This is a genomic window from Acinetobacter sp. AOR34_HL (assembly GCF_027854795.1).
Classification (GTDB): domain Bacteria; phylum Pseudomonadota; class Gammaproteobacteria; order Pseudomonadales; family Moraxellaceae; genus Acinetobacter; species Acinetobacter junii.
This window is the reverse complement of sequence record NZ_JAKTID010000028.1, coordinates 1-21,476: the sequence shown is the minus strand read 5'-3', so window position 1 is coordinate 21,476 and position 21,476 is coordinate 1. Positions and strand designations below refer to the sequence as shown.

The 21,476-nt window shown below is 38.0% G+C and carries 9 protein-coding genes and 1 pseudogene; all 10 read left to right on the top strand.

What is annotated here, in order from left to right:
- The first annotated feature begins 69 nt into the window (after nucleotides 1-69).
- The 10 genes and pseudogenes from MKL32_RS03615 to MKL32_RS03570 all read left to right on the top strand — a co-directional run bounded on the left by MKL32_RS03615 (nucleotide 70) and on the right by MKL32_RS03570 (nucleotide 21,396).
- Nucleotides 70-351 (top strand): transposase family protein, encoded by a 282-nt coding sequence (locus tag MKL32_RS03615; RefSeq protein WP_227556757.1) that lies wholly within the window; start codon nucleotides 70-72, stop codon nucleotides 349-351.
- Nucleotides 352-611: 260 nt separating this feature from the next.
- Nucleotides 612-783, top strand: a pseudogene (locus MKL32_RS03610) (transposase); the annotation flags it as partial.
- Between the two features lie 174 nt (nucleotides 784-957).
- Entirely contained in the window at nucleotides 958-3,618 is a 2,661-nt protein-coding gene (locus MKL32_RS03605; RefSeq protein ID WP_212387112.1) for a COG1470 family protein, read from the top strand.
- Nucleotides 3,619-3,637: 19 nt separating this feature from the next.
- Nucleotides 3,638-6,325 (top strand): hypothetical protein, encoded by a 2,688-nt coding sequence (locus MKL32_RS03600; protein WP_270900190.1) that lies wholly within the window; start codon nucleotides 3,638-3,640, stop codon nucleotides 6,323-6,325.
- Complete coding sequence (locus MKL32_RS03595; RefSeq protein WP_270900189.1) at nucleotides 6,312-10,337, top strand: beta strand repeat-containing protein; 4,026 nt, start codon at nucleotides 6,312-6,314, stop codon at nucleotides 10,335-10,337. Before MKL32_RS03600 ends, MKL32_RS03595 begins: the two co-directional genes overlap by 14 nt.
- Before the next feature lie 226 nt (nucleotides 10,338-10,563).
- Nucleotides 10,564-11,058, top strand: a complete 495-nt coding sequence (locus MKL32_RS03590; RefSeq protein ID WP_270900188.1) for a hypothetical protein — start codon at nucleotides 10,564-10,566, stop codon at nucleotides 11,056-11,058.
- 39 nt (nucleotides 11,059-11,097) lie between these two features.
- Complete coding sequence (locus MKL32_RS03585) at nucleotides 11,098-13,797, top strand: beta strand repeat-containing protein (RefSeq protein WP_270900187.1); 2,700 nt, start codon at nucleotides 11,098-11,100, stop codon at nucleotides 13,795-13,797.
- Nucleotides 13,798-13,927: 130 nt separating this feature from the next.
- Complete coding sequence (locus tag MKL32_RS03580) at nucleotides 13,928-20,020, top strand: SdrD B-like domain-containing protein (protein ID WP_270900186.1); 6,093 nt, start codon at nucleotides 13,928-13,930, stop codon at nucleotides 20,018-20,020.
- Nucleotides 20,021-20,088: 68 nt separating this feature from the next.
- On the top strand, nucleotides 20,089-20,676 hold the full coding sequence (locus MKL32_RS03575) for a hypothetical protein (RefSeq protein WP_017397379.1): 588 nt from the start codon (nucleotides 20,089-20,091) through the stop codon (nucleotides 20,674-20,676).
- Between the two features lie 27 nt (nucleotides 20,677-20,703).
- The gene (locus MKL32_RS03570; RefSeq protein ID WP_227545350.1) at nucleotides 20,704-21,396 is read left to right on the top strand and encodes an Abi family protein; all 693 of its coding nucleotides are present in this window, start codon (nucleotides 20,704-20,706) and stop codon (nucleotides 21,394-21,396) included.
- Nucleotides 21,397-21,476: the final 80 nt, after the last annotated feature.

The following is a 21,476-nucleotide window of genomic DNA, read 5'->3' as shown; positions in this document are numbered from 1 at the left end:
GATCCTCAGTTTAAGCGATACACAGGCATCTCATGATCAACCTTTTATTTAATGGTTGACCAATTGAAAATGCATGTCTCTGCCAAAGGCAGACCGCCCAAGTTAATTCTGGAGGATCAGGTTCTGCTCTGTCTAAGCGATTGGTGGGAATACCGAACCTTATTTCACGTTGCGGCGAGTTACGGGATTTCAGACCCCACAGCCTCAAGAATTGTCCGTCATGTTGAAGACTGCCTGATTTGGTCCAATCTGTTCAATTTACCCAAAGATTTACCCGAGGGCGAAGGCATCGACTGGAATGTTGTGATCATAGATGCCACGGAAATTCCAATCCAAATGCCTAAAAAATAGAAGAAAAGCTATAGCGGCAAGAAAAAGACCCATACCTTTAAAGTACAGGCCATGATTCACTACAAGACTCAGCAAATTCTGAGTTTATGTAGCAGTCGCGATGCAATGCATGATTTCGAGTTGTTCAAACGAAATTTAAACCATATTCCTTCAGGAGCCTTTGTTCTTGCATATAAAGGGTTATCAGGGGATTTATACTTTGTATCCCAATAGCCTGTTGCCGTAAAACCAAAAGACGCTGTAAATTGGATCCTGAACTAAAAAACTATAATCAGGAAATCAATAAAAGAAGAATAGCAATTGAGCATGTATTTGGCAGTCTAAAAACTTTCAAGATCCTTGCGGAGCGTTATCGTAATAGAGCTAAAAGACTTGGTTTTGAGATTCAATCTAATTGCTGGAATTTATAACTTGGAGTTGAGTAAAAAATGATTTATGAAATAGGTCTAGTAAGTATGCAGATATAGAATGGAATTTTATCGTAAGATAAAGTGTTTAGATATAAAACACTTTATTTGATTTTTTTGTGTTCAATTTTGTGTTTTTACAGTATGCTTTTGTCAAAATGCTAATAAGACTTTATTAATTTTTTGTGGGTTCTGAAACATGATAAGCCGATTCAAGAAAAGTGCTGTCTCAAAAACTTCATTTATCGCTTTATTTGGCTTATTTGTTGGATTTCATAGTTCTATTGCATTTGCCCAACCTAAAGCAGGAAGCAGTATCACCAATATTGCAAGTGGTGACTTCTATGATGAACAAGGTAATCTGCAAGTTATTAATTCAAATGCAGTTATTTTAACTGTTCAACCAATTTACTCTTTAACTTTACAAAGTAATCAGCAAAATATCGGAACTATCGGAAGCAAAGTTAACTTCCCTCATGTTTTAACCAACACTGGTAACATTGTAGACGACTATAAATTAAGCCTTACTCAGTTAACGAATGATCAATTTAATCTAGATAATGTAGCCGTTTACATCGATCGGGATCAGAATGGCGAGCCTGATGATAATAATAATTTACTGAATTCAACCACAAGTTTTCGCTTAGAAGCTGGCGAGTTTGCCTCATTAGTTGTCGTTGGAAGTATTCCAACCAACCTAACTGCAAATAACGTCGCTAATTTTACTTTAACAGCTACAAGCCAGCATGATAATGCAATCGCTATGACCGTAAGTGATACAGCAACAGTTGTGGATGATGCTGTAATTCAAGTGACGAAATCACAGAATATCAGCACAGGTAAAACTGGCACGGAAATTACTTATACGTTAGCTTATACAAATATGGGTACTGCGGCAGCAAAACTCGTATTGAGAGATATATTAGCTACAGATGTAACATATAAATCGGGTAGCGGTAGTTGGGGGAATGGTTCAGGATCGTTAACTGATGCTGATGATGTTGAGACGGGTGCAAATGCGCCAATAAAATATAAAGTGAGTAATGGGCAAGTAGATGTAGAGCTTGCAAGTGTGGCAGCTTTAAGTAAAGGCACAGTAAGTTTTAAAGTCACTGTGAATGCGAATGCTGCCGAAAAAGTTGCCAATACTGCCGACTATCAACAATACAATGTATCAAATGCTATTCTGAAAAATACGCTAACGAATACTGTAATTTTTAATGTTCAGCAAACCTTAGGTGTTGTACTTAACTATAGTCCAAGTAACGCGAATGATGACGGAGAGCCAAACGGTGGCTTGAATAACTTACAAACCCAAAACAATACTTTCGGGGGTGTAGCAAAAGAAATCCAGTTTGATAATTATGTTTGGAATACAGGGCAGGCGACAGATACTTATAATTTAAGCTTCGTTAAAAGTAACGTACCAAGTTGTGCTGTAGTTCGTTTATATCATGCAGATGGTCGGACATTGCTGACAGATACTAATGGCGATGGTGTCATTGATACAGGTGGATTGGCTTACGGCACTTCAAAAAGAATTAAATTAGGAGTTTATTTCCCATCGAATTGTACTTCTACAAGTACAATGGATTTCGACATTACCGCAACTTCCGTAACAGATACTAGTGTAAAAAATAGTACGCGTGATCGATTAGTCAATACAGTTGCTGTGGGCGAAAGCGATTTGTATAACAGCAACAATTCAGGTGTGGGGGTTGGGAATGTTACTAGTTCAGGTGGGCAAGCCTTATTGGTGAAAAATGCTGTAAAAGGTGCAACAGCTGTTTTCCCACTTGTTATTCGAAATAACAGCACGACCTCAAATAATTATAATTTGTATGCATCGAGTACAGAGATTGACATTAATAGTATCAATACGACATTACCAACAGATTGGGTAGTGAAGTTTTATAATGGTGATGCAACATGTCAGACCTTACAAGGTGAAATTACCAGTACTGGCAACATGGCGGCTGGAACAACTAAACAGTATTGTGCCGTTGTCACTGTTCCTGCGAATACGACTTTGACAAGTTTACCAATTTGGTTCGCTATGAAATCACCGATGAATGCTCAAGGTGATAGTATTAAAGATCAAGTTGATGTGGCTGTACGCAAGTTGACTTTAGCAAATGATCAACAAGGGCGGATTAATGTCGGCGGTACAGTTGTATATCTGCATACATTAAAAAATATGGGTACATTTGTTGAAGGTGATACAAGCGGAAAAGTAAGTCTTAACGTAGTCCCTCAAAACATTAATGATGGTTTCACTTATACATTGTATTACGATGCCAATAATAATGGTGTATTAGATACCACAGACCCAATAGCTACTGATTTGTCTATAACTGGTGGATTAAACCCACAAAGTTCAGTTCAGCTAATTTTAAAAGTTCAAGCTCCATTAACTGCAGTAAATGGTATTTCTAGTGCAGCGAATATCGTCGTCTCTGCCACGAATACAATCCAAGGTTTAACACTTACAACAATTCAAAATACAGATTTAACAACAGTTGATCCTACGCAACTTCGTCTGATCAAAGAACAGTCTAAAGATGAAGCATGTGCACTTATGAATGTTGCCACTGCGACCTATGCAAGTAACCCTTTGACGATTAAACCAAATCAATGCGTTACCTATCGTTTAACAATTAAAAATGATGGTTCAACACCAGCAGCGAATGTTGTGATTAATGATGTGGTACCTGCTTATAGTATTTTGCGAAATGCATTGCCGCCGTCAGTGAGTAAGGGTTCTGTAGCTGTGAGTGGAGATCAAATATCTGGAAATATTGGAGCACTTGCACCACAGGAGCAAGCAGCGTTGTATTTTTCTATTCAGGTTACACCTTAAGTTAGGCGGATGCTAGAAGATGAATATAATCAATACATTAGAAAATATCCGCAACAGCAAGATCACTTTAGGGATTTTGTTGGTTACTTTGTTGGGAGTGCATCAGTCTAGCTCTGCTGCTGTTCCTACACGCCAAATCATTAGTAATATGGCGATCGGTGAGTACACTGAAGAAGGTTCAACCGTTGTTCAAGTCAGCCGTTCGAATTTAGTTCAAACAACGATTCTTCCAGTTTATTCTGTTAATTTGACGGCAAATAATACTAAAAATGTCGTAGCGGGTCAGACTGTATATTTTAACCATACTTTGACTAACACGGGTAATGAAGTCGACCAGTATACCTTTGCAGTGACAAATAATACTGGGGATAGCTATGACTACAGTAATCTATCTGTATTTTTAGATAAAGATAATGATGGCGTGCCTGATGGCGCAGCGATTACTTCTTATTCTTTAAGTGCGGGCGAGTCAGTTGGTCTTATTGTGGCGGCAAATGTACCGAGTGGTGCAACGGTTAGTCAAAATGGATCATTAACATTAACTGTAAATTCTTTAAATAGTGCATCTGGAACAAAGACCAATGTCGATACAGCAACTGTTACGAATCAGTCTGCTTTAGTTGTTCGTAAAAAGTTTTCTCAAACAAGCGTGGCAAATGGAGACGTTGTTACCGTTCGTTTAGATTATCAAAATTTAGGTAGTACAGCGACAGGCTCTGTAACTTTAACAGATACACTCAATTCAAGTTTGGTTTATCAACTAAATGCTGGTGAGAATTGGAACGGTACAACTGTAGATCCAAGTACTGGGAGTAACGATCCAGCAGGAATCAATTACAGTGTGACATCAAATACTGTAACTGCAGTCATTAGCTCAATACCAGCAAATGCAACTGGCTATATTGAATTTAAAGTTAAAGTAAATAAAACAACTGCTGGACCAATTAATAATAGCGTTAATTTTGGGTATGATCATGATAATAATACAGCAACAGCAAATATATCTGATCTCAGTAACATAGCTGTACTTAATGTTGCTTCAATTTATGCTGTCAAAATTAATGGTAGTGCAACTGATGTAAACAATAGTGCTACGGTTATTGCTTCTGCTGCGGCTCAAGGTGGGGAGCTTAGCTTTAATAACTATGTTTGGAATACGGGTAATAATACTGATGTATTTAATGTAACAATGACAGGTAGTACATTTCCGATAGGTAGCCAAATTGAATTTTATCGTGCAGATGGCGTAACCCCTTTATTAGATAGCAATGGAGATGGTATTCCTGATACAGGTTTATTATCCGCAGGCGTAAATTTACCAATCGTTGTTAAAGTACGTTTACCTAGTAGTTATGCTGTAACGACTGATACGACATTCGAAGTTTCACCTCAAGCTCAGTCTTTAGGTGATATTGGCAAAACGAGTTTGATTAAAGATCAGGGTAATTTACTTGCCACAACGGTAGCACGTTTAGTTGATTTGACAAATAGTCCTGAAAACAATGGTTTGGGTAATGGGAATGTTGATAATGCTGGTAATCCGTGGAAAACCGTGATTGCCGCAACAAGTACCAATCCTGTTGCGGGTGGGCAAGCAATATTTCCATTAAAAGTGAGCCATACTGGTATTGGAACTGAATATTTACTTAGTGCGAACTCGACGAGTAATTTTACAAGCTTAACTTTGCCTAATGGCGTGAACCGTGTTCGTTTTTATGTTTCTGGAAATGGTTCAAACTGTAATGTCATGGGTAGCGAAACAGGTAAAACCATCTATCTGAATAATGGTGAGAGTCAGTTAATCTGTGCTGTTGTTGAAGTGGATCAATTGAACAGTAGTGTAACTACACCGATCTATTTCCGCGCTCTTTCTACAAGTTTTGTAAGTGGTAATAATAGTAGTAATCCGAGCCAAGATATTATTATGGATGCGATTACTATTCAAAGTGTCAATTCTGTAGCTAAAGTAGAATTCACGCCAAATTTTCGTGGACAAGTCTCGCCATTAGGCACCGTCATTTATAGTCATCTTTTAATCAATAATACTGATGTTGATTATACAGGGAACTATAGTTTTCTTTCGAATAACGATCAGGTTGAGTTTAACAGCACTCTTTTCTATGACGTAAATGGAAATGGTGTTTTTGATGCTGGGGATTTGGTGATGAGAAGTTTAGCTGACTTGCCGGGTGGAAAATTAGCAGCACATACACAAGTCAAATTATTGCTTCAGGTTAAAAATCTTGTAGCAAATAATATTTCCCAAGCGAATACCACCACGATTAATTTAACGAATAATGCTAATGGTCAAGTTTTGGCATCAATTACTGATGTAACTACAGTGAATCAGAGACAATTGAAGTTGAGTAAGTTGCAAGCACGTGATTTTGATTGTAATGGCACAGCTGATGAGTCCTATACAACAAATAGTCTCAATATCGGTAAACAAGCAAATGGCCAAGGTCAATGTGTTTTGTATAAGGTGATTTTAACCAATACAAGTGCTACTGCTATGAGTACTGCATTTACCTTTAGAGACATGACGCCTGCCTATACAGTTTTATCTCAATCGCCTATCTGCACATCATGTAGTGGTATGACGGCTCCCACAGTCGGTAATGCTGGTGCGGTTTCAGGAACATTAAATAGTGTAGCTGCAAACCAAAGTTATGAATTTAATTTCGGGGTGCGCTATGTGGGTCAGTAAGCAAATAATGAAAAAGAATATCTCTAATTACAGCATGATGAATCATAAAGTTAGTTATATATATACTTTGGTTTTGTTTATCTTAACTTGTTTGATGTGTAGCCAAGCTGTATTGGCTGCTCCACCAACGATTGAGATTTATTCTGGCTCAGGGTCTGGGCAGGGTCCAACAGCAGGGCCAGTTGTAACAACATTTAAGTTAAATGCCAACAATCCAAGTGATAACAATTATGTCGATTATGCGCCGCTTACTACTGCTACATATACGATAACCAATTCCGCTTTTAATTTGTCGTCTTATCAAGGATCTACTGATACTAATAGACCTAATTTAACGATAGGTGGTACGGGCACAACTGCAACAGTACAAGCAAGCAATGTAATTGCCCCCTTAGTATCGATTGGCAGTGGGCAAGATAATATGTTCGCTGCCTCATTACAAAACGCTCCAACTGGATGTACAGATGGCTCTGGGTGTTATAGTACCAATGGTGGTATTAGAGCAGGCAGCAGTTCATCTGATACTACTGCCAATTATGGCGTAGCAATGTTTATCAAGACTACAGGTTTTGCAGCATTGAATATATCGACTACAAACAGAGTTTATGTTGGTAGGGTTCAGGTTAATTTTAATAGACCTATAACTAATCCTATATTGCAGGCAGCAGGGATGGGGGGCAGGAGTTCAGGTGGTTTAGGTTTTAGTGCAGAATTTACATTGGTTAGCAGTAATTTAAGTTCACTACCAGTGCTTAGTCGCTTAGCTGGTAGTAAAGAATTATCAGTGATTGGTAATGATATTACGAATAATGCATCTACAAAGGGTGCAACAAGTGATGAAGGTGGAGCAAGCGGTAGTATTTATATTAAAGGTAAAGGAATTACAACTTTAGTTTTTGATGTGTATATACGAGGTGATGGTCAGGGCACATGGTCGAATAATGGCGGTGATGTATTTTTCTTCGGTATCTCAAGTATGGATGCTGATAGTGCAATTGCCCTTGTCAAAAGTCAACGTGTAGGCAACACAGGCACATTTGTATCAACTCAGTTGAACAATGTGCCTCTCGGTTCATTAATGCAATATCAATTGGAAATTACCAACAATACGCCATCAGGTGCAACATTGGGTGGGACAGTTGTAAATTTACCTTTTAATGACACACTCCCAGTCAGTTTAAAAAATGTTTCTATTGTCGGAACACCAGCTACGACACAAGGTACAGGAGGTTCAAGCCCTGTTACTACCTCCTGTACTCCCACATTAACAGGCGATAATACCGCAGGCTGGAAAGTTTCGGGACTGTTTACAGGTGCAACAACAGCAACCTGTATAATCACGATTCAGGGTACAGCAACCGCAGCAGGTACGTTAACCAATACAGCAACAATAGAGTCAACCACATCAAATACGCCAGTGATTAATTCTGTTAATGCCGTGATCGTTAACCCAACAGCAATTACACCAGACCCAGTTATCAAAGAAGCTCGTTTTACAATTACTCCTGATTTACCCACGATTGTACGAGGACGAGTTGGTACACAAATCATCAATATTAAAAATGAAGGGCCAGATAGTGCAACCAATCCAAAAGCAACCTATGTTGCAGCACCACAAACAGGAGTTAACGTCAGTTCTGTAAGTGTGATAGGTGGTTCAGCTTGTCTACAAAGTGGCAATAACTGGAATTGTGACCTTGGTAGTAGTATGGCAAATGGTGCAACGAAGCAATTATTGGTTACTTACGCCACGATGAGTAATGCGGTACTAGGAACTGCACAACAGGCAACAGTTAAAGCTTATAGTGATGAGTTTAACCCAGGTAGCGGTGTAGGAGAGACACTCTATAAAGTGTGGGGAAGCAACCAACAAAATGAATACAGACCTAATGGTGCATTTTGGGTGGGTTATGAAGGAACTGGGGGAACTGCAAAAGTCGGTGATTTTGCTGATCAAGACACACCAATCTTGAGTGCATGGCCATTGAACCAAGCCAGCCCAACTGGTGGATACTTAGTTTCTGGTAATAATGGTACGAGTGATTCAACTTATGGAGCATCAAGTACAACTGCTTCTGCAATGATTCAAAGAATTATTACCAACATGAGTTCAGATGCAAATGCAACAGTTCAACTAAATAACATTAGTGTTCCTGACATTGGGGATAACCGTAGAGCATGGGAGTTTACAACGGGCGTATACATTCCAACGTCACAAGCAGTCACTTTTTGTGTTGGGAATACAAGCGTTGGTGTGGATGATGGTGCTTATATCATGGTTGATGGTGTTGCTGTAACGCTTGTAAATGGTTATGTACCTGGAGGCGTAATATCAACAGCAACTACCCTTAGTGCTGGTTATCACCGTATTAGCTATCGTATTGTTAACCGTAACACCTATTCTGCCGGAAGTGAGCTACCTCCGGGGGGGTATGGCGCAATTGGTTTGTCTTTAAGTGGGAATTGTTCGACTGCAAACTATGACACAGTCACAGGTACAGGTGTTCCTGTCAGTATCAATATTATAGATGGTGCAAAAATTAAGATTGCTAAAAACTCTGTGAATGGGACGGGTACGTTTAACTATATTAATCTTAGCAATCTTGTAAATAGTACAACAGCAGTTACCACCGATTCTGTAACTACAGTTACAGCAGGAACCACAGCAACCTCTGCACAACAGCTTTGGGCGCAAACATTGAATACAGATGTTTCTTTTACAGAAAGTGCTTTAGCTGGATATGTCTTATCAGGTGTTAGCTGTGTAGATGCAAATAGCGGTGTAACAGGTAATACAGGTACTTTTTGGACGCTTGTAAATAATATTGTGACGATTCCCGCTGTTCGCATAAAAGAAGGTGCCAATATTACCTGTACTTTTACAAATACTAAGCTTATTTACGTTGATATTACTGGGCGAGTATTTGTTGATAATAGCGGAACAACATTAGATGTGAGTAAAGCATACAATGGCATACAAGATGCAGGTGAAGTTGGGATTGCAAATAGTACAATTCGTTTGAATAACTGTAGTACTACACAGTTAGCTTCAACAGTGACAAGTGCAAATGGTGATTATGCTTTCTCAATTGAACAAAGCTTGTTGCCATCATCATTTTGTATTGTTCAGCAGAATTTACCTGAATATATTTCTGTCAGTGGCACAACGGGCTACACTCGTTCAACAGATACCATTGCTTTAACCAAGACAAGTGCAACAAGCTATACAGCAAATAATTTTGGTGATGTGATTGTTAATGTTGTGTTGCATGAAGATGGCCAACATACAGCTATTGCTGGAGATGTCACGGACTATCCTCACCGCTTAAGTACACAAATTCCAGTTCAACTGACTCAACTATTGCAGACGCAAACACAGCAACCGAATTCAAGTGCTGATCAGCCATGGCAAGCGTTGGTTTATCGAGATACGAACTGTAATGGTCAGGTAGATATGGGTGAAGTTGTATTTAACCCAACTGCTGCAAGTACTGTTCTATTACAGCCAAGTGTTGATATTTGTTTAGTACAGCGAGTTCATGTACCAACTAATGTTACTGCTGGCGCACAACATATTGGAACTCTTCAAGCAAGTTACCAATTTGCTCTGACAAATCCGGCACAAACGATTTTAGGGCAAACGCTTAAACGTCAGGATGTGACACTTATTGGTAGTGCTGGTTTAACACTGACAAAAAAAGTTCGTGCAGTTGCAAGTTGTCCTTCAACATCTTCCGATACAAACGCATTTGTAACGACTAATCAGGCTGCTAAGCAAGATAATTTAGAGTATGAAATCACCTATAAAAATAACAGTACCAAGAAATTACAGAACGTAAAAGTGAAAGATAGTTTACCAATTGGTACTAATTTTGGCAGTATGAGTTGTAGACTTACACCAAGTGGAAATACTTGTAATACAAACCGTTCTGGTGATTATCTTGAATGGAGCTTGACTGGGTTATTAAATCCATCAGTTTCAGGTACTCTGAGATTTTGTGTGTCCCAATAGTAAATAATAGATACAGCATGCCGAAAATATTATTGATTTGGCATGCTTTGTACAAGAAGTTGGTATGGAAGTTACTTTTATTTGAATTACTAGGTGAATTTTACAAAAAATGTGATTTTCAGCAACAAAAATACATAAATTGTTGTATTTTACACCGAATAGAAGTAATTTGCTTGCTAGATTAAACTGAATTTAAGTCTATGTAACACGGTTTGGAATAGATCAAATGCATATAAAAGATAATTGGAAAAAAGGTTTACTTGGTGCAGCTAGTTTGATTTTGGCGGTTAGTGTATCTGCTGAAACTAAAGTTGCAAAAGATCCTGTATCTGTGGAATTAAAAACTTACCTCATTAGTGTAAGCACAGATGGGAAGCCAGTAGCTAAGTTAGTCAATAAAGTGAAGCCAAATGATGTAATTGAGTATCGTGCAACGTATACAAATAATACATCAGGAAAAATTAAAAACTTAGCTGCGACGTTACCAATACCCGTAGAAACTTTATTTTTAGCGAAATCTGAGCCAGGAAACGCGCAAGCAAGTACGGACGGTACAAATTTTGCTCCGATGCCTTTAAAACGCAAAGAGGGTAATCAAATGGTGAATGTTCCACTGAAAGATTATCGTGCATTACGTTGGACGATCGCAGAACTTCCTGCTGGGAAATCTGTAACGGTATCAGCCCAAACGCGTATTAACAGTGACAAAACCAAAAATTAAACAAACTGACATTGAATATTCAACAGGGGTAAGTTCCGAATGTCAAATCAAACTCAACGTTTAAAGCTAACGCAATTAGCAGCTTCGATTGCATTTGTTGCAGGTGGTGCAGCTTTCCTTCCTTCAGCACACGCAGCAGCTCCTAGTGCGGGCACAAACATTAGTAACATTGCATCTGCAAGCTATACTGATAGCAATGGTTCTAATAAAACTGTGACATCAAACGTCGTTACTACGACTGTATTGCAAGTAGCAAGTTTCACGTTGATCGCTGATCAAACTCAAACTGCTAACGCGAATGGTCAAGTATCTTTATCTCACACATTAACAAATACTGGTAATGGCACCGATACTTTTAACGTAGCTGTTGTCAATAATGATACACGTGATAACACAACTGATAATTTCGATTTCAGCGGTTTAAACGTTTATCTTGATGCCAACAAAGATGGTGTTCCAGATAGCCAAACTCCTATAACAAGCGTAACTTTAACAGCAGGCCAATCTGTTAACTTAATCGTACAAGCAACAACAGCAAGCAACAACGTTACTGCTGGTGATCTTGGTAAGTTAACGGTTTCAGCAATCAGTGGTTTTGATACAAGTGTAACTGCTAAAAACGTAGATACAGTTAAGATTACCAATGGCGCTGTAATTAGTTTATTAAAATCTGCTAGCGTTAGTAATGTAGATGCTACTTCATCAAGCCCTGCAGCACGTGAAGTTGAATATACTTTAGCTTATCAAAATACGGGTAACACGACCGCAACTAACGTTACGATCACCGACGTACTTCCATCTGGCTTAACTTATGTTGCTGGTTCTGCTACAGTAAATGGTACAGCTGTAAGTGATGCAGCTGATACTGATGGATATAACTTCACTTCAGGAACAGCGACATTAGTTATTCCTACAGTTGTTGCAAACAGCAGTGGTGTATTGAAATTCAAAGTTCGAGTAAACCAAAATACTCCAGCTGGTATCATTACAAACATCGCTGAAGTGGATCCAGATGGTCCAGGTACAGAAGGTAAAACACCATCTAACCCGAATGATGTAACAGTTTTAGGTGTTAAAAAAGGTACAATTAACGATAGTGCGACCGATGCTTTTGCTGATGGACAATCAACAACAACTCCAACACCTGATGTCATTACTAAGTCGACAACTCAAGGTACCCCAGTCAACTTTGGTGTTACGGCAGGTGGTGGTGAACCAATTGTAATCCATAACACGGGTAATGTTACGGAAGCATTTAATATCACTGTAAATAAAAACGCTTTGCCAGCGGGCAGTATTGTTGAATTATTCAAAGCTGATGGTGTAACACCATTAACTGATACGAATGGTGATGGTGTTGTTGATACTGGACCTATTGCAAGTGGTGCAACTTATCAGATTATTTCAAAAGTAACGCTACCTTCTAGCTATTTTACACCTACACCAGCGCCTGTCACACCAATTAACGCAATTTTAACTGCTACTCCAGTAACTAACCCAACTGCAACACCAGATAGGATTACTTTAAGTATTAGTGAAGTAACAGCATCAACAGTTGACTTACACAATGGTGATGCAACGAATAGCTCGGGTGCAGTTGCTGGCGCATCTGGTCAAGATACAGGTCAATATATTGACACCAAGTCAACTAAACCTGGTCAAGCAACTAACTTCCCATTAACAATTGATAATAAAGGTGCAACTGGAGATAACTATAATTTATCTACATCACCTACATTACCTGCGGGTTGGACAGTTCAATATTACTTAGCTGACGGTGCAGGTAATCCAACAGGTGCTCCAATCACGAATACAGGTAATATACCAAGTGGCGGTAGTGTTCAACTTGTTGCAGTTGTAACACCTCCTGCAAATGCTCCAGCTGGTGATCAAGAAGTTATCTTTAAAGTGGCTTCGCCTGCTACTGGCTTAACAGATGTAATGTCTGATCGTGTAAGAGTCGAAACTAATCGTATCCTTAGCTTGCAAAATGACCGTACTGGTCAAGTTGCACCAGGTGGTACGGTTGTTTACAAGCATACCTTAACCAACAACGGTAACATTGTTGAAGGTGCTGCAGCGAATACATTACCTTTCACATTAACCAACGACCAAGCTGTAAATGGTTGGGTAACAACCTTATATGTGGATTCGGATAACGATGGTATAGCTGATGCCGATGAATTAGTTACAGGTAGTGATCTTGCAGTGAAAACTGGAAGTATTGCTAGTGGTGCATCTGTTAACTTACTCATCAAAGTTCAAGCTCCAACAAATGCAACTGCTGGAACACCAAATGCAGTTGTATTGACGATCAAACCAACAGATGTTGGTGGTCAGTCTGTTGCTGATTTAGTGAATACTGACTTAACGACTGTTACAAGTGGTCAAGTACGTTTAGTGAAAGAGCAATCTTTAGCAAATTGTTTAACAGGTGTTGCTGGTACTTATACTCAAAATGTAGTTTATGCTAAACCAGGCGAATGTGTGAAGTATAGAATTACTGCAACGAATGAAGGTAATGCTGACGTAACTAATGTTGTGATTAGCGATGCTACACCTGCATATACAACGTTGAAAGTGATTGCAAGTGCATCTCCAGTAGCTACAAATGCGACATTGAGTACTTCAACTGCTGCATTAACTGATGGTTCGACAGGTACTATCGCTGCTGAGAAAACACCTCTTGTACCTAATACAAGTGCGGTATTAGAGTTTGTAATCAAAGTAAATAATTAATATTCATTAAGCAATTTCGATTGCTCAAAATGAATTGATTAAAGATGTGGGCATTTGCGCAAAGCAGGTGTCCACAACAATAATTCTTAAAGTTTTTTATTTAGACTATTTAGTTGAAGGGTCGAGCGCTGTGCTACAACAGAAGCAAATTCGTGCAAGTAGAAACATGTCTTTCATGTTATCAACGTTGACAGTATCGATACTGTCTGCGCAGTATGGTCACGCCGCAAATATTCCTAAAGTTGGTAGTACAATCCAAAACGTTGCCTACGCAACTTTTACAGCAGCAAATGGTAAAGAACAACAATCAGTTTCTAACACAGTCGATGTTAATGTTTCAGCTTTGTATGCGATTACTTTAACTACACCACCAGTACTCGATGTTGAACCTAGTGTGCGAGTAATATGGGCCAATACTTTATCGAATAATAGTAATGCTCCTGTTAATGTTCAGCTAGAAGCATTAACAATTAATGAATTAAACAATATTAAAATCTACATAGATACCAACAAAGATGGTCAATTTGATACGAATGATCAACAATTAACGACTAATGTAGCTTTACAGATTGGTCAAAGTGTCAATTTATGGGTTGTTGCTACCACAAGTTCAAATTTAACAGAAGGTCAGCAATTTAATTTACCAATTAAAGCAACAGTTGTTGAAGATACAACAGCAATTGCAATCGCTACAGATAGTGCAATTAGCTATGGTGCAAAATTAGTTGCAACTAAAGAAGTACAACAAAAAACTTTTGAGCCTTCTGCAAGTGCAAATTATGACTTAAATTACACGCTCAATATTAGCAACGAAGGTAAGCAGCCAGCTAGACCAACTGATGTCATGGTGGATGGTCAAACACAAAAAATGGTTTTGTTGGTTGATGATTTACCACCTAATACAACATTTAAATCTGCTTTAGTAAAAAATACTCAAGCAAAAATTTTATACAAGCTTGCCAATAATAGTTATAGCACTATTGCTCCAAGTGATGTTGCACAGATCAACCAGCTTGTTGTCGGTTTTCCACAAATTGCTGCAAATACATCTGAGCAAGTTGATCTTGTTGTTAGTATGAACCGCAATATTGCAAAAACCACAGTAAAAAATACTTATAAAGTTTCGTATGCTGTCACTGATAGTCAGAAAGATGTGTTATCAAACGTTGCATCTACTTTAGTTAGCGGCTCAGCAGATATTACAAATAATTCAAGTGATTTTAAGAATATTTTGGCAACTGGTAGTGTAAATAAGCCACTGAATATAGAAGCTAAAAATGCAAGTTGTAATGCTGATCGTTATATTCCAGATCGTGTGAAAATTAGAATTAAATCTACAAAAACAGATGATTTAGAAGAAGTTGTTGGTATTGAAACTGGACCAAATACAGGTGTATTCCACTATACATTACCAACAACTCTTTCAGATAAAGGCATTCGATATGATGCAGTTTTGCAGACACTTAAACGTGATAAAGTTGATATTAGTTTAACTGACTGTTTGGATGCGCAAGGCCAATCTACAGTAACAATTACCGACATTAATACAAGTGTGTTAATCGATCCGTATGGTACAGTATTTGATGCTAAAACGGGTTTACCTGTAGCCGGTGCTACAGTTACTTTATTGGATCAAAATGGTCAACCAATTGGTGATAATGTAGCATTTGAAATTGATCCTCAAACAGGTGATAAGATTTCTATTCCTGCAAAACAAGTGACTAATAGTGCTGGTGAATTTATCTATCCACTGGTGAAAGCAGGTACATATAGTTTTATTGTAGACACAAACACTATTCCGGGTGACAAACGTTATACTTTTATTAGTGATCGCAAGGTATATTCAAGTTTCCCAGCAGATAAAGCAGTTGATTTAAAGTGGTCTTATGCTGGACAGTTCACATTAAATAATGGTGACCCTGCACTCAATATTGATATTCCAATTGACCCTGAAGTGGATAATACGAATTCATCTTTATTTGTAAAAAAAGTTGCTTCAAATAAAACTGCTGAAATTGGTGAATTCGAAGAATATACGGTGAATGTTGCAAATCGTGGAACGGCAGATTCAACAAATGTTTCGATTACAGATACACTTCCTCGAGGCTTTATTTATGTTCAAGGCTCAATGCGTGTTGATGGTAAAAAGGTAGAAGATCCATTAGGTGGTAAGGGACCTTATTTGACACTTGGACTAGGTACACTCACTCCAAATAAAGAAGTTAAAGTACAGTATCGCGTTTATATTGGACCAAATGCTCTCAATGGTGATGGTATTAACCGTGTTCGTGCCAAAGATGCGAAAGGTGTTGAGTCTAATGAAGCATCAGCAAAAGTAGAAGTTACGCCTGGTATGATGATTTCTGACGGTTTTATTGTTGGTAAAATCTTCACCGACTGTAATCGGAATAGCGTCCAAGATGCTGGTGAAATAGGTGTTCCCGGTGTTCGTATTTATCTTGAAGATGGTAGTTATGTTATTACTGATAGCGAAGGTAAGTATGATTTTTATGGAATTAGTGCAAAAACGCATGTTTTAAAAGTTGATCGTACAACTCTACCGATTGGTTCTGAATTAGTATTAATAAATAATCGCCAAGCAGGTGATCCAAATAGCCGTTTTGTCGATTTAAAACGTGGTGAATTGCATCGTGCCGATTTTGCGATAGCTGAAGGTGTTGGTCAATGTTCAGAATCTTTAATTGAACGGGTGCTAGAGCGTAAAAAACGCATTGAACAAGAGAATACAAATTTAGAGCAAATATTACGTTCTGATTTAACGATTGATCCAATTTTTTCTAAAGTTACGGATGTTCGTGGACAGCCATCGAGTGGCTGTATTTCAGCCGTTGGAGTTCAGGCGAATTGTAATCTTGATTTTTCAAAAGAACAAATTAAAGAAATCAAGCAAATACAATTTGAACCCGAAAAGTCTGGTGTTCAAGCATCTAGCGCTTTACCAAGTTCTTCAACTCTTGCTATGCCAAATGAAGAGTCTGTAGATACTGTTAATTCTGCCAAAATGATTAATCTTGAAGCAGCTTTAGAAACAGCTGTGAATAATCAACTAGAAATTTTAAATCTTAAAGATGGGCAAGTATTGCCTTATCCTCAGACCTCCATTCAAGTTAAAGGTGCAGCAGGCACTCAGCTTGAGCTTTGGGTAAATGGAACGCGTGTTCCTGAAAAACGCATTGGTAAACGTGCTGTATTGCCGAACATGCAGGTTGCAGGTTTAGACTTTATTGGTGTTGATTTAAGTACGGGTCACAACACGATAGAAGTACGTCAAGTAGATATGATGGGCAATACTCGAGACATTAAACGTATTAATGTTATTGCACCTGATCAGTTAGATAAGTTGCAACTTGAGCCGAGTAAAACGATTCCACAGGCAAATGGACGCGATCGTTTTTATGTTAATTTAAAAATTGTCGATCGACATGGTACGCTTGTATCAAACCGTACACCTATCACATTAGATAGTTCAATCGGTAAGATTGACTTAGTAGACTTAGATCCAAAACAGTCAGGTATTCAAGTATTCGTTGAAGGTGGAACTTTACTTGTTCCAATTCAAGCGCCAATTGAAGCCGGTGAAGGAACATTATCAGTTGAAAGTGGTATCTTCCACTCAAGCACACCTATTCGTTTCTTACCTGATTTAAGACCGATTATCGCTGTAGGTATGGTTGAAGGTTCTTTTAATTTCAAAAAGTTTGACCCTAAAGAATTGAGTGGTATTAATTCAAATGATGGTTTTGAAGAAGAATTAAATGAGATTTCAGCTTCAAAAGACGGTAAGCGCAATATAACGGGTCGTGCTGCATTATTTTTGAAAGGTAAGGTAAAAGGTGAATACCTGCTTACACTTGCATATGATTCAGATAAAGATAAAAACCAAAGATTATTCCGTGATATTCGTCCAGATGAATATTACCCAGTTTATGGTGACTCTGCTGCCAAAGGCTTTGATGCTCAATCTACTAGTAAATTGTATGTTCGTGTCGATAAAGGACGTTCATATGCAATGTATGGTGACTACGTAACACGTACTGAAAATGATGACGGCTTATCTTTAGGTCAATATAACCGTTCATTGACAGGTGTTCGTAGTACAGTAGAAGCTGATAAATATAAAGTTACTGCGTTTGCTGCACAGACAAATACACAACAAGTTGTGAATGAACAACGTGCTATGGGCATTTCAGGTCCTTATAGTTTAGGTAATGGTGTTAATGCGCAAGACGTGCGTGAAAACAGTGAAAAAGTAGAAGTTATTACGCGTGATCGTAATAATTCGGGTTTAATTATTGCACGTACAAGTTTGACTCGTTTTACTGATTATGAGATTGATACTTTCAGTAATAGTATTTATTTGAAAGATCCAGTTCCAAGTGTTGATGCTGACTTAAACCCAGTATATTTACGAATTACAGTTGAATCTGATCAAGGTGGTGAAGAATATACGGTTGGTGGTGTGTCTGGTTCTGTAAAAGTCACCGATAAAGTTAAAGTGGGTGGTTCTTATGTGAAGAGTAATAACCCACTAACTCAAGATCAGTTAGCAAGTGTGAATACTGTCGTTAAATTTGCCAATGATAAAGGTAAATTCATTGCTGAGTTTGCTCGTTCAGAGAATATTAATGATGACTTAAATTCATCGACGTCAGGAAATGTGAAACCAGATGTAACTGGTAAGTTATCGGGTGATGCTGCACGAGTTGAATTAAACTATTCTTATAAAGACTTGGAAATGAAAGTTTATCATAACCAAGCTGATAGAGAATTTTATAATACAGCGGCACCTATTACTGCTGGTCGTAAAGAGAGTGGCATTAAGGGACGTGTACAATTAAATAAAATCGGCTTAGCTAAGCTTGAAGCGATTCGCACAGAAGATCAGTTAAGTGGCGTAAATCAAGGTGTATCAGCAAGTATTGAACGGGCAATTAACCGTATTTTGGCTGTAGAACTTGGTTTAAAGTATTATGATGAGTCATCTAATTCAGCAACACTGAATACAACACAAGTTGCACCATATCATGGTGTCACAGTTCGCTCTAAATTAATCAGTCAACTACCTTGGCAAGGTTCGAATGTCTTTGCTGAATATGAACAAGACATTTCTGAAGCGGGTCGTCGTATTTTCGCGTTGGGCGCAAATTATCAAATTAATTCCAAACTCCGTGCTTATGGTCGTCACGAATTAGTTTCAAGCATTGGTGGTCTTTATGATCTGAATAGTAATCAACGCCGCAATGTAACAGTATTCGGTCTTGATAGTAAATATAACAATAATGGAACAGCCTTCAGTGAATATCGTGTTCGGGATGGTATTAGTGCGAGAGAGGCTGAGGCAGCAATTGGTTTACGTAATCGATGGGAACTTGAAAAAGGTTTTTATGCCAATACGAGTTTTGAGCAAACTAAATCATTATCAAATGCCAATAACTCAAATTCTGATAGCACAGCAGCATCTTTAGGTATTGAATATTTAAAGAACCCTAACTGGAAAGCTGTTGCTCGCATTGAAGCACGTTGGACAGATCAATCAGATACGATATTGAACAATTTAGGCGTTGCTTATAAATATTCGGATGATGTGACATTATTGGCAAAAAATGTTGTTAGCCTAACAGATAGCAAAAATGATAGTAGCGGTGATCGTTTAGTGGATCGCTTCCAATTAGGATTGGCTTATCGTGATACAGAACACAATCGTTTTGATGCACTAGCTAAAGTTGAATATCGTTATGATGATAATAAAACTGATTTAAACAATCCGTATCTTAAACATGTTTATATTTTCTCGAACCATTTAAATTATCATCCAACACGTGATTTTACCTTGTCGGGTCAATATGCGTTGAAGAATGTGCAGGCTACATTCTCTGGTTTAGAGTCTACAGGTATGACACACATGTTTAGTGCAAGAGCTATATATGACATCAATGAAAGATGGGATGCAGGAATACATACAGGTGTATTATGGTCTGATATGAGTTCAGGGCGTCGAGTTCTCGTGGGTGGTGAGGTTGGGTATCTCGTTGCAGCAAATCTATGGTTGTCAGGTGGCTATAACTTCTCAGGTTATAAAGATGATGATCTAGTAGATAGTGATACAACAATTCAGGGCGCTTATGTTCGTTTTAGATTCAAATTCGATGAGAATCTATTTGCTGGTAATAACGCTGGAATAAATGCTTCGAGAGAACCATAAACATGAAATATCTTCACAATAATTTATATAAAATGTGTTCTTATTTTTATATAGGGGTTTCTGCTAGTTTGCTTGCAGTAAGCACTTCTGTATTTGCTGAGTCTGCATCTGAGCAAATTATTGTTGGAGAGCAATCTAGTTCTTTGGTACAAGATGTCAATCAACAGAAGCCTTATAATCCTAAAGATAAGCAAGTTGCGGCATTACAAACACGTCTGATACCTTATTTAAAACCATCTGAAAATATTGCATATTATCAAGCGATAAAAGCCTTAACATGGTTAAGTTACGCTGCTCACGAAGGAAGTGAAAAGAGTCCAAGTTCTGCGAGAACTGAAGCACTTCAACAAGCAAAATATATTATTGAGGCACTAGAACAAGGACAAATTGAAAAATTTACGCTGACAACTGCTATTCTTTCTGAATCAAGTGTCATGCGCAGAGATCTTTGGGCAAATGCTGAATTATTAAAACAAAATGAAAGTTTTTCATGTGCTCAGGCTGAGATCGCTCAAGCGGAAGTAATATTGGTTTGGGCAGCAGCAGAACATTGTGAACTTGGATGGCGACACTCAAGAGAATTATTTTTATCTGCTCAAAGTTTAATTGATCAATCAAATCTCAAAGCGTCTGCGTGTAAGTCTGTAATCTTTTAATAGCTATTGGCTTTGTTGCACAAAGGTTTGAAAGACAATGCTACCCTAATTGAGCTAAATTCAAGTGACAACAGTAAAAGGTTACAGACTTTTCATTCCAATGTTGAGTTTGATACTTTAATAGACATTAGTTTAATTGACTCTGAACTACGTAGTCTTATTTTAGCAGCGATAGACCGTATTGAAGTGGAAGTAAGAAATGTTATAAATCATGAATTATCAATTAAGTACAATAGCTCTCATTGGTTTTTAAATGAAACATTGTTTCAATGTTCTGATCAATTCAAGCATCGGGATTTTCTTAGTAGAATTAAGCAATTTACTTCGAAAAAAGCAGATGCTGGTAGTGAAAAGGAAAAGCTAAGAGAAACATTTATACATCATTATTATCAAGAATATGATACGCCAGAATACCCGCCATGTTGGATGATTGCGGAAGTTTTACCTTTGGGAACATGGTCTAGGTTATTTCAACATCTAGTTCATAGTAAAGATCGTAAACAAATTGCAAAACAGTTTGACTTGTCACCAGAAATATTAGAGTCATGGTTACATGCTCTTACATATTTACGAAATGTCTGTGCTCATCAGGGCCGCTTATTTAATAGAACATTTGCCTTTCCTCCTAAAAAGGGGAAGAACGCTCCTCTGAAAGCACATCATCAGCTCTATAATTATATATGTATATTATTTTTGTTCTTGAAGGGTAATCCCCCCTAAAAATAATAGGATCTAAAAGTAGAATTTTCTCTTAAGATACGAGCAGGAGATTCTGCATGAAAACATCTAAATTTACTGAC

Bases quoted from the DNA above. Each gene is read 5' to 3' on its own strand.
- MKL32_RS03615 (WP_227556757.1), top strand. From the start codon at position 70: ATGCATGTCTCTGCCAAAGGCAGACCGCCCAAGTTAATTCTGGAGGAT.
- MKL32_RS03605 (WP_212387112.1), top strand. From the start codon at position 958: ATGATAAGCCGATTCAAGAAAAGTGCTGTCTCAAAAACTTCATTTATC.
- MKL32_RS03600 (WP_270900190.1), top strand. From the start codon at position 3,638: ATGAATATAATCAATACATTAGAAAATATCCGCAACAGCAAGATCACT.
- MKL32_RS03595 (WP_270900189.1), top strand. From the start codon at position 6,312: ATGTGGGTCAGTAAGCAAATAATGAAAAAGAATATCTCTAATTACAGC.
- MKL32_RS03590 (WP_270900188.1), top strand. From the start codon at position 10,564: ATGCATATAAAAGATAATTGGAAAAAAGGTTTACTTGGTGCAGCTAGT.
- MKL32_RS03585 (WP_270900187.1), top strand. From the start codon at position 11,098: ATGTCAAATCAAACTCAACGTTTAAAGCTAACGCAATTAGCAGCTTCG.